The sequence below is a fragment of the Sphingopyxis sp. P1IMeth2 genome (assembly GCF_900185685.1).
GTDB classification, from domain to species: domain Bacteria; phylum Pseudomonadota; class Alphaproteobacteria; order Sphingomonadales; family Sphingomonadaceae; genus Sphingopyxis; species Sphingopyxis terrae_A.
The window spans coordinates 26198-38825 of record NZ_FYAT01000016.1 but is presented as its reverse complement, the minus strand read 5'-3'; the positions used below and the strand labels follow the sequence as shown (position 1 = coordinate 38825).

Annotated in this window: 15 protein-coding genes; 3 read left to right on the top strand and 12 right to left on the bottom strand. The window is 65.8% G+C overall.

Annotated features, from left to right (window positions below; translation table 11 throughout):
- Positions 1–10: 10 nt before the first annotated feature.
- Genes P1IM2_RS16055 through P1IM2_RS16045 form a run of 3 tightly spaced genes read right to left on the bottom strand, consistent with a single transcriptional unit; the run spans position 11 to position 3076 of the window.
- Positions 11–1516 carry a type II and III secretion system protein family protein gene (locus tag P1IM2_RS16055; protein WP_186403071.1) on the bottom strand — a complete coding sequence of 502 codons (1506 nt, stop codon included), beginning with the start codon at positions 1514–1516 and terminating at the stop codon, positions 11–13.
- A 1-nt stretch (position 1517) separates the two neighbouring features.
- A complete protein-coding gene (cpaB, locus tag P1IM2_RS16050) occupies positions 1518–2540 on the bottom strand; it encodes a Flp pilus assembly protein CpaB (protein ID WP_186403070.1) in 1023 nt (340 codons plus the stop codon).
- Positions 2541–2587: 47 nt separating this feature from the next.
- Positions 2588–3076 carry a prepilin peptidase gene (locus tag P1IM2_RS16045; RefSeq protein WP_186403069.1) on the bottom strand — a complete coding sequence of 163 codons (489 nt, stop codon included), beginning with the start codon at positions 3074–3076 and terminating at the stop codon, positions 2588–2590.
- Between the two features lie 94 nt (positions 3077–3170).
- Between P1IM2_RS16045 and P1IM2_RS16040 the strand changes: the two genes are divergently transcribed.
- Both P1IM2_RS16040 and P1IM2_RS16035 read left to right on the top strand, forming a co-directional pair.
- Positions 3171–4310, top strand: coding sequence for an FAD-binding oxidoreductase (locus P1IM2_RS16040; RefSeq protein WP_186403068.1), 1140 nt, complete (start codon positions 3171–3173; stop codon positions 4308–4310).
- Positions 4311–4394: 84 nt separating this feature from the next.
- Positions 4395–4571, top strand: a complete 177-nt coding sequence (locus P1IM2_RS16035; protein ID WP_082657463.1) for a YegP family protein — start codon at positions 4395–4397, stop codon at positions 4569–4571.
- A gap of 54 nt (positions 4572–4625) precedes the next feature.
- Here P1IM2_RS16035 and dcd read toward each other — a convergent pair whose 3' ends face one another.
- From dcd to P1IM2_RS16015, 4 genes are read right to left on the bottom strand one after another with little or no spacing between them, the layout of a single operon-like run.
- Positions 4626–5180 (bottom strand): dCTP deaminase, encoded by a 555-nt coding sequence (gene dcd, locus P1IM2_RS16030; RefSeq protein ID WP_058813255.1) that lies wholly within the window; start codon positions 5178–5180, stop codon positions 4626–4628.
- Positions 5181–5219: 39 nt separating this feature from the next.
- Positions 5220–5672, bottom strand: coding sequence for a cytidine deaminase (locus P1IM2_RS16025; RefSeq protein WP_186403067.1), 453 nt, complete (start codon positions 5670–5672; stop codon positions 5220–5222).
- Positions 5669–6427: a glycoside hydrolase family 25 protein gene (locus tag P1IM2_RS16020; RefSeq protein ID WP_186403066.1), complete on the bottom strand. Its 759-nt coding sequence runs from the start codon at positions 6425–6427 to the stop codon at positions 5669–5671. The genes P1IM2_RS16025 and P1IM2_RS16020 overlap by 4 nt, the downstream gene beginning before the upstream one ends.
- Before the next feature lie 2 nt (positions 6428–6429).
- Positions 6430–6927 (bottom strand): UPF0262 family protein, encoded by a 498-nt coding sequence (locus tag P1IM2_RS16015; protein WP_003044535.1) that lies wholly within the window; start codon positions 6925–6927, stop codon positions 6430–6432.
- A gap of 128 nt (positions 6928–7055) precedes the next feature.
- On the opposite strand from P1IM2_RS16015, the gene P1IM2_RS16010 reads away from it, so the two are divergent.
- Positions 7056–8567, top strand: coding sequence for a replicative DNA helicase (locus tag P1IM2_RS16010; protein WP_186403065.1), 1512 nt, complete (start codon positions 7056–7058; stop codon positions 8565–8567).
- A gap of 124 nt (positions 8568–8691) precedes the next feature.
- Here P1IM2_RS16010 and P1IM2_RS16005 read toward each other — a convergent pair whose 3' ends face one another.
- Genes P1IM2_RS16005 through cobA form a run of 5 tightly spaced genes read right to left on the bottom strand, consistent with a single transcriptional unit; the run spans position 8692 to position 12623 of the window.
- Positions 8692–9477, bottom strand: a complete 786-nt coding sequence (locus tag P1IM2_RS16005; RefSeq protein ID WP_086457724.1) for a phosphoadenylyl-sulfate reductase — start codon at positions 9475–9477, stop codon at positions 8692–8694.
- Positions 9470–9916, bottom strand: coding sequence for a DUF934 domain-containing protein (locus P1IM2_RS16000; protein ID WP_186403064.1), 447 nt, complete (start codon positions 9914–9916; stop codon positions 9470–9472). The genes P1IM2_RS16005 and P1IM2_RS16000 overlap by 8 nt, the downstream gene beginning before the upstream one ends.
- On the bottom strand, positions 9909–11540 hold the full coding sequence (locus P1IM2_RS15995) for a nitrite/sulfite reductase (protein ID WP_186403063.1): 1632 nt from the start codon (positions 11538–11540) through the stop codon (positions 9909–9911). Before P1IM2_RS15995 ends, P1IM2_RS16000 begins: the two co-directional genes overlap by 8 nt.
- 1 nt (position 11541) lies before the next feature.
- Positions 11542–11838 carry a DUF2849 domain-containing protein gene (locus P1IM2_RS15990; RefSeq protein ID WP_058813249.1) on the bottom strand — a complete coding sequence of 99 codons (297 nt, stop codon included), beginning with the start codon at positions 11836–11838 and terminating at the stop codon, positions 11542–11544.
- On the bottom strand, positions 11835–12623 hold the full coding sequence (cobA, locus tag P1IM2_RS15985; RefSeq protein WP_186403062.1) for a uroporphyrinogen-III C-methyltransferase: 789 nt from the start codon (positions 12621–12623) through the stop codon (positions 11835–11837). The genes P1IM2_RS15990 and cobA overlap by 4 nt, the downstream gene beginning before the upstream one ends.
- Positions 12624–12628 lie beyond the last annotated feature (5 nt).

The following is a 12628-nucleotide window of genomic DNA, read 5'->3' as shown; positions in this document are numbered from 1 at the left end:
TTTGCCAGCATCACTTCTTCAGGTTGAAGCCGGGCGCCGCATCGGGCGAGCCCGCGCGCGGCCGGTCGGCATCGTTCACCGAGGTGTCGAGGCGCGGTTTGGGACGATCGCCGCCCGTCACGCCATCGGTCTGCTGATTGAGCAGCAGGCGCTGAAGGTCGCTTGCATCCTGATAGCCATCGGTCGGCAGCTTGATCTCGTTCGCCGACACCGGCTTGACGAGATAGGGCGTCACCACGATCACCAGTTCGGTTTCACCGCGGCGGAAGCTGTCCGATTTGAACAGCATGCCCAGGATCGGCACGTCGCCGAGGCCCGGCACCTTGTCGATGGCGCCGATCGAACGGTTGTTCATCAGGCCCGCGATCATGAAGCTTTCGCCCGAACCGAGTTCGACCGTCGTTTCGGCGCGGCGGATGGTCAGCGCGGGGATCTGGAAGCCATCCATTTCGATCGCGCCTTCGGTCGACAGTTCCGACACTTCGGGACGGACGCGCAGGCTGATGCGGCCGTTCGACAGCACCGTCGGCGTGTAGGCCAGGCTGACGCCATATTTGCGATATTCGATCGTCGTGCCGGCGAAGTTGCCGGGGATCGGGATCGGGAATTCGCCGCCCGCCAGGAAGTCGGCGGTTTCACCCGAAATGGCCGTGAGGTTCGGCTGTGCCAGCGTCACCACCATGCCCGAGCGTTCGCCGAGATCCAGCGAAGCCATCAGGTCCATGCCGAACAGGCGGCCGGCGGCCCCAAAGCTGTTGGTGCCAGCGGGAACATTGAAATTATAGGCGGTCGTGCCAGGCGCAACCGGCGGTTCGCCTTCGCCGGGATATAGGATCGAGCCCGGCGAGCGGCCGCGCACGATGCTGCCGAGGAAGCCGTTGCCCATCGCCCCGTCGCGATCGCGCGACAGCACGTTGCCGCTGATTTCCTTGACGAGCGTGCGGTTTACCTCGGCGATGCGGACCTGCAGGTTGACCTGCAGCGGCGTCGCGGTGCGCAGGCGCGAAAGCACCTTCGTCTGTTCACCGACAAACGCCTGGACGAGGCGTTCGGCCTCGGCCGCATCGTCGGGCGACTGGACGGTGCCGGTCAGCAGGACGAAGCCGTTCATCGTGTTCGACTGGATCTTCGCGTCAGGCATTGCGAGCGCGAGCATCTGGTCGATCGTTTCGATATTGTTGCCGACGCGCGCAACGGTCGAATAGACAACGCGGCCGTTGCCGTCGGTCGCATAGATGCTCGTTTCACCCGGCGCCTTGCCGAAGATGTAGAGCTGGCGCGCCGAGCGGACCTGAACGTCGGCAACCTGGTCGTTGGCGACGAAGACGTCCGACATCGCGGCCGGCAGGCTGACCAGGCGGCCGCGGCCGACCGACAGGTCGATGCTGCTGCTGGCGTTCTGAATGGCCTGCGCAACGGCTTGCTGCGCGGGGGCGGAGATCAGCGTCGCTGCAACCAGGCCGACGGCCAGGGTGCGGGCGAGGGCCGCCGCCTTGAAATTGGCTTTGCTGTGCATCTTACTTACCCCCAACCGGAACTGCGGTCACTTTATCGCCACGGGTCACGCGGACCACCGGGCCGATCGGCACGGCGGCGGCCTGCGGGCTGCCGGCTGCGATCGGCATGCCGGCGGGCGGACGCGGCGCCGAGACGCGGCCGCTGACCGGAACCCAGAAGCGCGATACGTCGCCGCCCGTGGTCGCGGTGCGCGACGCGGTCGGACGACCGGCCGCATCGGCCATCATCCGGCGCTCGGCCGCGCTGCCGCCCTTGGTCGGCACATTCACTGCGCCCGACGCGATCGCCGCTTCGAGTTCGCCGGTGTTCTCGGCGAGCGGACGCAGCGCAAGCGATAGCTTGCCCATATTTTCGGCGACCGCGATGCGTTCGGCGATGTCGGGCGTTGCTTCCAGCGTCACCGAGCCGAAGGTGCGCACCGGCGTCTTGCCGGTTTCGTCTTCGGCGTCGTAGCGCTGGTCTGTTGCGAGGACGCGGACGTTCCGCACGATGGTTTCGGCGGTGTAGAGCTGGTCGTCGGGATAGGAACTGCCTTCCTTGACCGCGATGGTCTGGGCGAGCAGCACGTCGACGCGGTCGCCCGGGAAGACGAAGCCGGCAACGCCCTGTTCCTGCGAAACCTTGACCGTGACGGCGCGCATGCCCGGTGCGAGAGCGGCGGCGAGGAAGCCACGGTCATCGGGATGGACGAGCGAGCCCTGGGTCAGCGGCTGGCCGGCGGTGATCGGGTAGCGCACGACGGTGCCCACCAGCGTATTCACGTCGGTCTTGTCCTTCAGGAAGTAGGCCTTCTCGACCAACTCCTTCGGCCACGGCTGATAGCGGAAGCTGTCGGGGCCGATGATCGTGCCCGTCGGCAGCTGCCGCGTCGCGACGAGGATCATGGGGCCGTTGATTTCGGGCGCCGCTGCTGCGCGCGCCGTCGGTGCGGAGGAACCCCGCATCATCTGGTTGACCCCGAACGCCGCGCCGATCGCAATGATCAACGCGCCGACGATCAGCATAATCTTTCGCGTATCCATGACGGTTTTTCGCCTCCTACACCCACCGGACGCGGGGATGCTTGCCCTCAGGTCGATCCGATAAACTGAAACTGGTTAAGATAGTGTTGGTGAAGCGCCCAAAGGCCCCCGACGGCGATCGCAAGCCCGTAGGGAACCTCTATCGCTTTGTCCGTAGGACGAATTTTGGACTGAATCAGCATCACAGCCGACAGGATTCCGCCCCCGATCGCCATGATGGTCAGCATGGGAAAGTACAAATAAAGTGGAATCCAGAGCATCACGGCGCCGATCATCTTCACGTCGCCGCCGCCCATCGCTCCCAGAGCGAAGAGACCGGCGAACACCGCGAAGACAGCAAAAGCGGCACCGAACTGCATCGGCATGTCGGGCCAGAAAGCCATGCCCGACACGATCCAGAAGGGGATAGCGAAGAGGGCGATGGTCGCATTGAGGCCGTTCGAGATAGTGCGCGAGCGCAGGTCGCTGACCGCCGCGGCGATCATCAACAAGGCGAGCAGCGCCATCAGGCCCAATGCGATGATTTTCTGGTCCATCCCGCCGCTGTAGCGACTATGGCTTATCAAATAGTAACCATGAGCGTGCGCCCGCCGGGTTGCATTCCGCGGGCCAGCGGATATGCGGCGTCGCATGTCCGACCCGCGCCCATCCTCCACCGACGTGCTGATCGTCGGCGCGGGCATAGCCGGTGCAAGCCTGGCCGCCGCGCTGGCGCCGCACCGCCGCGTGCTGATGGTCGAGGCCGAGGAGGTGCCCGGCTATCATGCGACAGGCCGGTCGGCGGCCTTCTGGCACGAAAGCTATGGCGGCCCCGGCGTGCAACCGCTGTCCGCCGCGTCGTTCGAGGCGCTGGCGCGGCCCGCCCCCGATTTTTCCGACAAGCCTTTCCTGACGCCGCGCACCGCGCTGACCATCGGTCGCGGCGGTGCGGAGACCGCGGCGGTCGATGCCTTCGTCGCCGAATTTCGCGCCAAGGGGGTGGCGGTCGACCGCATGGGGTTCGACGCGATGGCGGGGCTGGTGCCCGGTCTGCGACCCGAATGGACCGCCGCCGCCTATGAAGCGGCGTGCAGCGACATCGACGTCGGTGCGTTGCACGCGGCCTATCTGCGCGCGGCGAAGCGCGGCGGCGCGGTGCTGGCGCCGCGCGCGCGCTTCGATGGGGCGCGCCGGGTCGCCGGCGGCTGGGAGGTGAGCGTCGGAGGCGAAACGCTGCGCGCCGAGCTGATCGTCGATGCGGCGGGGGCGTGGGCCGATATGGTCGCCGCGCGCTGCGGGATCGCGCCGGTCGGCATCCAGCCCTATCGCCGGACGGTGGCGCAGCTTCGCCTGGGCGTGCCCATCACCGCTGACTTGCCGCTGATCGTCCACGTCGGCGGCGACTTTTATTTCAAGGGCGCCGGAGAGGGGCGCGTCTGGCTGAGCCCGCACGACGAGACGCCGTCCGAGCCGTGCGATGCCGCGCCCGAGGAGTGGGACGTGGCGGTTGCGATCGAACGGATGCAGTCGGTGGTCGACTGGCCCGTCGCCGCGGTCGAGCGCAAATGGGCCGGGCTGCGCAGCTTCGCCCCCGATCGCCTGCCGGTCTTCGGCGCCGACCCGGCGGAGCCCGCTTTCATCTGGTGCGCGGGGCAGGGCGGTTTCGGCATCCAGACGTCGCCCGCAATCGGCGCGCTGCTTGCCGAACAGCTCGGCGCGCCGGCGCCGGGCGGAGCGATCGGTGCGGTCGATGCCGCCGCCTATGCGCCGGGCCGGTTCGGCGCGCGCTGACACTCGGCGCTTGCGCGCGCAAATCAGGGGTTTAGGATGCGGGAGCCGCGTCGCCCGTGGCGCGGCTGACCAGTGGAGGTACCCGTGGCCCATTATTTCGAGATCAAGAAGAACAAGGCTGGCGAGTTCGTCGCCTATTTCAAATATAACAGCGAAACGATCTTCTGGACCGAAGGCTATAGCAGCAAGGCATCGGCGAAGAACGCCATCGAGTCGATCAAGAAGAACGGCCCTGCGGCGGAAACCCGCGAAGCCGAATGATCCCGGCGGCGCGGGCGCACGCAGCGCCCGCGCCAGCTGGTACGCTCGAGCGATCTACAGCTTGGGCAGCGTCACGCCCTGTTGCCCCATATATTTGCCGGCGCGGTCGGCGTAGCTCGTCTCGCACGGCTCGTTCCCCTGCAGGAACAGGAACTGGCAGGCGCCTTCGTTGGCATAGATTTTGGCGGGCAGCGGGGTGGTGTTGGAAAACTCCAGCGTCACATGGCCCTCCCAACCGGGTTCGAGCGGGGTGACGTTGACGATGATGCCGCAGCGCGCATAGGTCGATTTGCCGAGGCAGATGACGAGGATGTCGCGGGGGATGCGGAAATATTCGACCGTCCGGGCGAGCGCGAAGCTGTTCGGCGGGATGATGCAGACGTCGGTTTCGCGGTCGACGAAGCTGTTCGCCGCGAAATCCTTGGGATCGACGACCGCGCTGTCGACATTGGTGAAAATCTTGAATTCGGGCGCGACGCGCGCGTCATAACCGTAGGAGGACAGGCCGTAGCTGATGCAGCCGTCACGCCGCTGCGCCTCCACGAAGGGTTCGATCATGCCCTGCGTCCGGGCGGCTTCGCGAATCCATTTATCGGAAAGAATGCTCATGCCGCTGTCTTGTCGGTCCTCGGCGGCTTGCGCAAGCGGTCAGTCGGGGATCATCCCCAGATCCTTCGGCCCGAAGGCGGCGGGGAGCAGTTCGCTCAGGCGATAGGTGGCGACCGCGCTGCCGTCGCCCGATGCGCAGTGGACGAGGATATCGGTTTTCGACCGTTCGGCGGCTTCGTTCAATATCTGGCGGCAGCGGCCGCAGGGGTTGACCGGATCGCTGCCGATCAGCGCATCACCTTCGGGACGCCCGCCGATGATGGCGACCTCGGCGAGTTCGCCGATCCAGCCTTCGTTGGCGATCTTGGCGATGGCGGTCGTTTCGGCGCAGAGCGTCAGACCGTAGCTCGCGTTTTCGACATTGGCACCGGTCACGACATCGCCGTTTTTCAGCAGCAGCGCAGCGCCGACATGGAAGCCCGAATAGGGGGCATAAGCGCGGCGCGCGGCATCGCGCGCCGCATCGATCAGGGCATCGCGGGTGTCAGTCATTGTTCCTGTCCTTCGGGTCGCAGCACGTTCCAGCCCACCGTTCCGCCGGCGCCGGTCAGCCGGACATAGTCGTTCGCCTGCCACATCGCCCAGGGGTGGGCGCCATAATCGGGTTCGAAAAAGTCGCGGCGGAGCCAGGTCGTGCGGGCAATTCCAGCGGTGACGCGATAATCGGCCTCGAAGGCGGGGCCGGGCGCGATCACGCTGCGCTTGCCCGTATGCGCTTCGATCTGGGCGAGGAAGGTCGCGAGTTCGCTGAGCAGCAGCGCGCGCGTCGGCCGGTCGGGGCAGCGGTCGTCATAGTCGAGCCATACCACCGGCGGCAGCGCATCGGCGCGGCGCGCGACGTGGCGGATGAAATTGGCCGCCTGGTCGGTTGCCAGCTTGCACAGGCTGTAGCGATGGATCGCGCCGACCTGCACCCCGACGACGCGCGCCTGCGCGGCGTTGCGGGCATATTGCGGATCGATGCCGTCGGCGCCGTCGGTCGCCATGACATAGGCGAAATCGGCGCCCGCCGCCTTGATCGAGCCCCAATGGACCTTGCCATTGTCGGCGGAAATGGTGACGCCCTGAATCGGATAGAGCGCGCGGTCGGGCGTCCAACGCGCCGCCCACCACAGCGCGAGACCCGCGAACAGCAGGACAAGGACGAACCCGCCGCCGATCCGGCGCGCCAGCCGGGCGGCGCGTGCCCGCCAGTCGGACAGGCCTTTCGTTGCGGTTTTGCCCTTCGTTTTTGCCCCCGCGCGCATCGTCATCCCTTGATGTGAAGCACGCAGATCAGCGTGAATAGACGGCGCGCGGTGTCGAAATCGACCGCGATCTTGCCGTCGAGCCGGTCCATCAGCATTTCGGCGGCCTCGTTGTGCAGCGCGCGGCGCGCCATGTCGACAGTCTCGATCTGCTGCGCGGTCGAGGTCTTGATCGCCTGATAATAGCTGTCGCAGATCGCGAAATAGTCGCGGATCGGACGGCGGAAGCGCCCGAGGCCGAGGATCACCGCTTCGAGCGGCGAGCCGTCCTCGCGGCTGATCTCGAAGATCAGGCGGCCGTCCTCGACGCGGAGCATCAGGCGATAGGGGCCGGCATAGCCATCGGGGTGGCCGCGCTGCGGCACGAACTTGTTGTCCTCGATCAGATCGAAGATTGCGACGCGCCGCTCCTGTTCGACATCGGGGTTGCGCCAGACGATCGAGCCCTCGTCGAGCTCTACCGAAATGATGCGCTGTTTCGATGGGTCGGCGTCGGTCATGCTGTCCGTGCTTCTACTTGGCCGGGCGCGAAGGGCAAGGGCGACTTATTCACAGCATTCCACAGTTATGATAGGTTGATCGATATCGTCGATTGCGCTGTGCCCGCCTTCGACGCATGAAAGCTGTCATGCCCGAGCTTGCCCTTTTTCCTGCCCCGGTCTCGACCGGGAACGAACGCCAATTGCCCCGCAATATCGAGGCTGAGGCCGCCTTTCTGGGCGCGATCCTGATCGACAACCGAGTCGTCGAGGATCTGCCGGTGCAATTGACCGCGGCGCATTTCTTCGAACCGCTGCACGGCCGCATCTATGGGCAGGCGATGGCGCTGATCGAGCGCAACAGCATCGCGACGCCGGTGACGCTGAAGCCCTTTTTCGAAAATGACGAGGCGATGAAGGCGGTCGGCGGGGTCGGCTATCTGGCGCAGCTGACTGGCAGCGGCGCGGGCCTCATCGGCGCGCGCGACTTCGCCCGGCAGATTTTCGACCTGGCGCTGCTGCGCGAACTGGTCGGCGTCGGGCGCGGATTGGTCGAGGGTGCGCTCGACACCAGCGAAAGCGTCGACCCGCACGCGCAGATCGAGGAAGCCGAAACCGCGCTTTACCGCGTCGCAGGCGGCGAGGCCGAAATGGGGTCGGTCAAGAGCTTCAGCACCGCGAGCCTCACCGCCTTGCAGGCCGCCGAGCGCGCGCTCAATTCGGGCGGCCATCTGTCGGGGATCACCACCGGCATTTCGAGCGTCAACGCCAAGATCGGCGGCATGCACAATTCGGACCTGATGATCCTCGCCGGGCGTCCGGGGATGGGCAAGACCTCACTTGCGACCAACATCGCCTATAACGCCGCCGAACGCTGGCGGCGCGACGAGGAGGACGGGATTCCGCCCGAAAAGAATATGGGCGCCAAGGTCGCCTTCTTCAGCCTCGAAATGTCCGCCGACCAGCTCGCGACGCGCGTGCTGGCCGAACAGTCGGGGGTATCGGGCGAAGCGCTGCGCATGGGCAAGATCAGCAAGGAGCAGTTCCAGCAATTGTCGCGCGCCGCGCAGGCGCTGCAAACGCTGCCGCTGTTCATCGACGACACCCCCGGCCTGACGATCGCCAGCCTGCGCACCCGCGCGCGCCGCCTGCAGCGCCGCCACGGCATCGGTTTCATCGTCGTCGACTATTTGCAGCTGCTGCAGGGCTCGTCGAAGAGCGGCGACAATCGCGTGCAGGAAATTTCGGAAATTTCACGCGGATTGAAGACCTTGGCAAAGGAACTTCACGTTCCGGTGATGGCGCTGTCGCAGCTCAGCCGTCAGGTCGAAAGCCGCGAGGACAAACGGCCGCAGCTCTCCGACCTTCGCGAATCGGGCTCGATCGAGCAGGACGCCGACATGGTGCTCTTTGTGTTCCGCGAGGATTATTATGTCGCGGCGCGCGAGCCCAAGCGCCCGGTCGAGGGCGACGATATCAAGATTCACGCGGCGCATGAGGAATGGGCCGCCGAAATGGAACGTGTCTTCGGCCTCGCCGAACTGATCGTCGCCAAGTCGCGTCACGGCTCGACCGGCAAGGTGCGCCTCCACTTCGACGCCAAGACGACGAAATTCCAGGATCTGGCGGACGAGAGCATGGCCTATGCGGATTATGAGTAGATAGCCGCGCCCTGTGCCCCTGCGAAGGCAGGGGCCCATCACGAGGTTTTGCAATCAAAAGCCTGCGTCTGACGAAGGGGCAGGAGATGGGCCCCTGCCTTCGCAGGGGCACGCGGGTCTGTTCTCAGAACGCTGGATCGTTCGCCGGATTGTCGTCGATCGGCGTCACGGCTTCGTGGATGCCGCATTCGGTCTTGTCCCAGCCGCGCCAGCGGCCCGCGCGCGGGTCTTCGCCCGGTTTGACCTTCGAGGTGCAGGGCGAGCAGCCGATCGAGGGATAGCCCTCGGCCTCGAGAGGATGGCGCGGCAGGTCGTGCTCGGCGAAATAATCGTCGAGCATTTCGCGCGTCCAGTTGGCGAGCGGGTTGAATTTCAGGCGGCCGGTGTTGCCGTCGAGCTCGAAGCGCGGCAGGCCGGTGCGCGTCGACGATTGGAAGCCCTTGCGGCCGGTGATCGACGTGTCGAAATCGGCGAGCGCCTTTTCGAGCGGTTTGACCTTGCGGATTTCGCAGCAGCCGTCGGGATCATACGACCAGCGCAGTTCGGTCGCGTCCTTTTCGGCGAGTTCGGCGGCATCGGGCGTGAGATTGACGAGATTGAGACCGAGCCGCGCGGCAAGTTCGTCGCGATAGGCCAGCGTTTCGGGGAAATGCTTGCCCGTGTCGAGGAACAGCACCGGCATGTCGGGCGCGACGCGCGTCACGAGATGGAGCAGCACCGCGCTTTCGGCGCCGAAGCTCGATACGATCGCAGTGTCGCCGATCAGCCCCGCGCCGATCACGCTTGCAACCGCCTCGCCCGCGTCCTGGCCGCGGAACAGGTTGTTGAGACGGATGACATCGGCCTGCGTGAAACGCGGCGCGACGTCGATCCGGTCGCGGGTGCGGGGTTCAGCCTTCACCTCAGCCATGCCGCAGCTTCCAGATCGGCACGGCGCCGTCGGCTGCTCCCTGATAATGTTCGGGCCAGCGGGTCAGCGCCGCCTCGACATCGGCATTGTTGAGCGGCTTTTCGGGCGCGAAGCTGTCGAAGCCGCAGCGCTTCATATAAGCGATTTGATCGACCAGAACGTCGCCCTGCGCGCGCAGCTCGCCGGCATAGCCCGCCTCGCGAAGAATGCGCGCCGACGAATAGCCGCGGCCGTCGCGGAACTTCGGGAATGCAATCTCGATCAGCGTCAACCGGTCGAGGTGCGGGATCAGCGCACGCGCATCCTCGTCGGGTTCCAGCCGCACCGCGGTCGCGTTCGATTGCGACAGGAAGGCATCGAGCGTGACGCAGGGCTCTTCGCCGTCGGTATGCCACCCTTCCGCTTGCGGAAGGGACTGATTATCGGCGCGTTCAACCATAGATCGCCTCCTTGAAGGGGGCCATGCCGACACGGCGGAAGGTGTCGACGAATCTTTCGCCCTCGCTCCGTTCGGCCAGATATTTGTCGGTGACGCGCTCGATCGCATCGACGATGCCATCCTCGTCGAAGCCGGGGCCGGTGATCGTGCCGAGGCTGACGTCCTCCGCGCCCGATCCTCCGAGCAAAAGCTGGTAGTTTTCGGTACCCTTGCGGTCGACACCCAGGATACCGATGTGGCCGGCGTGGTGGTGCCCGCAGGCGTTGATGCAGCCCGAAATCTTGAGCTTGAGCTCGCCGAGTTCCTTCTGGCGGCCAAGGTCCGAGAAGCGCGCCGCAATCTTCTGCGCGACCGGGATCGAGCGTGCGTTGGCGAGGCTGCAATAATCGAGGCCGGGGCAGGCGATAATGTCGCTGATCAGGTCGAGGTTCGGCGTCGCGAGCCCCGCTGCGTCGAGCTTTTGCCAGATCGCATAGAGATCGGCCTTGCGGACGTGCGGCAGCACGATGTTCTGCGCGTGGGTGACGCGCAATTCGTCGTGGCTGTATTTCTCGGCGAGATCGGCCATCAGGTCGATCTGCGCCGAGCTGGCGTCACCCGGGATGCCGCCGACGGGCTTCAGGCTGATGTTGACGATCGCATGGCCCGGCACCTTGTGCGCGGCGACATTCTGGTCGACCCAGACCGCGAAGTCGGGGTCGCTGCGGTCGATTTCGCCGGGCGCCGACGCATCGAGCGCAGGCGGCGCGAACTGCTTGGCGATGCGATCGAACTCGGCCTTCGGCGGATCGATGCCCAGCGACTTCACATGCGCGAATTCTTCCTCGACCTGACGGCGATATTCGTCGGCGCCAAGTTCGTGGATCAGGATTTTGATCCGCGCCTTGTAGATATTGTCGCGGCGGCCGTAGCGGTTGTAGACGCGCAGGCACGCCTCGGCATAGCTCAGCATGTCCTCGAGCGGCACGAAATCCTTGATCAGCGGCGCGATCATCGGCGTGCGGCCCATGCCGCCACCGACGTAGAAGGCGGCGCCGTGGACGCCGTCCCGCTCGACGATCTGGATGCCGATGTCGTGCAGCCGCATCGCGGCGCGATCTTCCTCGGCGGCGATGACGGCGATCTTGAACTTGCGAGGTAGATAGCTGAATTCGGGGTGGAAGCTCGACCATTGGCGCAGCAGCTCGGCCCACGGACGCGGGTCGGTGATCTCGTCGGCGGCGGCACCGGCCCATTGGTCCGAGCTGATGTTGCGGATGCAGTTGCCGCTCGTCTGGATCGCATGCATCTCGACCGACGCGAGGTCTTCGAGGATCGCGGGCGCATCCTCCAGCTTGATCCAGTTATACTGGATATTTTGACGCGTGGTGAAATGGCCGTAATCACGGTCATATTTGCGCGCGATATGCGCGAGCATCCGCATCTGGCGGCTGTCGAGCGTCCCGTAAGGCACCGCAACGCGCAGCATATAGGCGTGGAGCTGGAGATAGAGGCCGTTCATCAGGCGCAGCGGCTTGAACTGGTCCTCGGTGATCTCGCCGGCAAGGCGGCGCTTCACCTGATCCGAAAATTCGGCAACGCGGGCATCGACCATTGCCTGGTCATATTGGTCATATTTATACATGTCAGATCACCCAGTCGCCGGCATTGGGATCGGCCGGTTTCAGCGTCAGGTCGGGGCGCACGGTCGGGCCGAGCGCGCGGATGCGGTCCTTGATATGCGCGGGGCGCGGACCTTCGGGCGTCGCTTCGCCCGCGATGATATAGGGCGCATTGACACGGCGCGCGCCTTCTTCGGCAGCGAGGATTGCCTCCCCATGCTCGCCGACATCGGCGGCGTCCTCGATATGGAGCGACCAGTCCGCGCCGGTCCACCAGGTGACAAATCCTGTTTTCAGGTCGTTGCCCGTGAGCAATTTCATGTGAAGTCCCTTATCTGTTCGGCGATCCCCGGCGCGCCGAGGCAATCGAGCGCGTCGGCGCGCGCCGCGACCTTGCCCACGACGATCAGCGCCGGGCTTTGCACCGCCTCGCGCGCCACAAGGTCGCCAAGGTCGGTGAGGAGGGTGCGCAGGACGCGCGCATCGGCGGTGGTGCCGCGTTCGATCACCGCGACGGGCAGGCCCGGTGAAACGCCGTCGGCGATCAGCTTGTCGGCAATCGCATGCGCGGTCGCGAGGCCCATGTAGATGACGAGGGTACGGCCGTGGCCGGCAAGGCCCGACCAGTCCTGATCCGAGAGGTCCTTGCACTGGCCTGCAACGAAGCTCACCGCGCTCGCATCCTCGCGGTGGGTGAGCGGGAGGCCCGCCTGCGCGGCGCAACCCGCCGCGGCGGTGATGCCGGGAACGACCTCGACCGCGATGCCCGCCCCGCGCGCGGCGTCAAGCTCTTCGCCGCCGCGGCCGAAAATGAAGGGATCGCCGCCCTTCAGCCGAACGACCTGCTTGCCGCTCTGCGTCTCGCGGACGATCAGCGCGTTGATCAGGTTCTGCTTCATCGTGTGGCGGCTGCGCTGCTTGGCGACGCTGATCCGTTCGACATGCGGCGGGATCAGCGCGAGCACGCCCGCCCCGACCAGCCCGTCATGAACGACAAGGTCGGCGCTTGCCAACAGCCGCGCGGCGCGTAGCGTCAGCAAGTCGGGATCGCCCGGCCCGGCGCCGACGAGCCACAGCTTGCCCGCCAAAGAAGGTTGCTTTTCCATGCCAC

Excerpts from the sequence above, each read along its gene's own strand:
- P1IM2_RS16055 (WP_186403071.1), bottom strand. The coding sequence starts at position 1,516 with ATGCACAGCAAAGCCAATTTCAAGGCGGCGGCCCTCGCCCGCACCCTG.
- cpaB (WP_186403070.1), bottom strand. The coding sequence starts at position 2,540 with ATGGATACGCGAAAGATTATGCTGATCGTCGGCGCGTTGATCATTGCG.
- P1IM2_RS16045 (WP_186403069.1), bottom strand. The coding sequence starts at position 3,076 with ATGGACCAGAAAATCATCGCATTGGGCCTGATGGCGCTGCTCGCCTTG.
- P1IM2_RS16040 (WP_186403068.1), top strand. The coding sequence starts at position 3,171 with ATGTCCGACCCGCGCCCATCCTCCACCGACGTGCTGATCGTCGGCGCG.
- dcd (WP_058813255.1), bottom strand. The coding sequence starts at position 5,180 with ATGAGCATTCTTTCCGATAAATGGATTCGCGAAGCCGCCCGGACGCAG.
- P1IM2_RS16025 (WP_186403067.1), bottom strand. The coding sequence starts at position 5,672 with ATGACTGACACCCGCGATGCCCTGATCGATGCGGCGCGCGATGCCGCG.
- P1IM2_RS16020 (WP_186403066.1), bottom strand. The coding sequence starts at position 6,427 with ATGCGCGCGGGGGCAAAAACGAAGGGCAAAACCGCAACGAAAGGCCTG.
- P1IM2_RS16015 (WP_003044535.1), bottom strand. The coding sequence starts at position 6,927 with ATGACCGACGCCGACCCATCGAAACAGCGCATCATTTCGGTAGAGCTC.
- P1IM2_RS16010 (WP_186403065.1), top strand. The coding sequence starts at position 7,056 with ATGCCCGAGCTTGCCCTTTTTCCTGCCCCGGTCTCGACCGGGAACGAA.
- P1IM2_RS16005 (WP_086457724.1), bottom strand. The coding sequence starts at position 9,477 with ATGGCTGAGGTGAAGGCTGAACCCCGCACCCGCGACCGGATCGACGTC.
- P1IM2_RS16000 (WP_186403064.1), bottom strand. The coding sequence starts at position 9,916 with ATGGTTGAACGCGCCGATAATCAGTCCCTTCCGCAAGCGGAAGGGTGG.
- P1IM2_RS15995 (WP_186403063.1), bottom strand. The coding sequence starts at position 11,540 with ATGTATAAATATGACCAATATGACCAGGCAATGGTCGATGCCCGCGTT.
- P1IM2_RS15990 (WP_058813249.1), bottom strand. The coding sequence starts at position 11,838 with ATGAAATTGCTCACGGGCAACGACCTGAAAACAGGATTTGTCACCTGG.
- cobA (WP_186403062.1), bottom strand. The coding sequence starts at position 12,623 with ATGGAAAAGCAACCTTCTTTGGCGGGCAAGCTGTGGCTCGTCGGCGCC.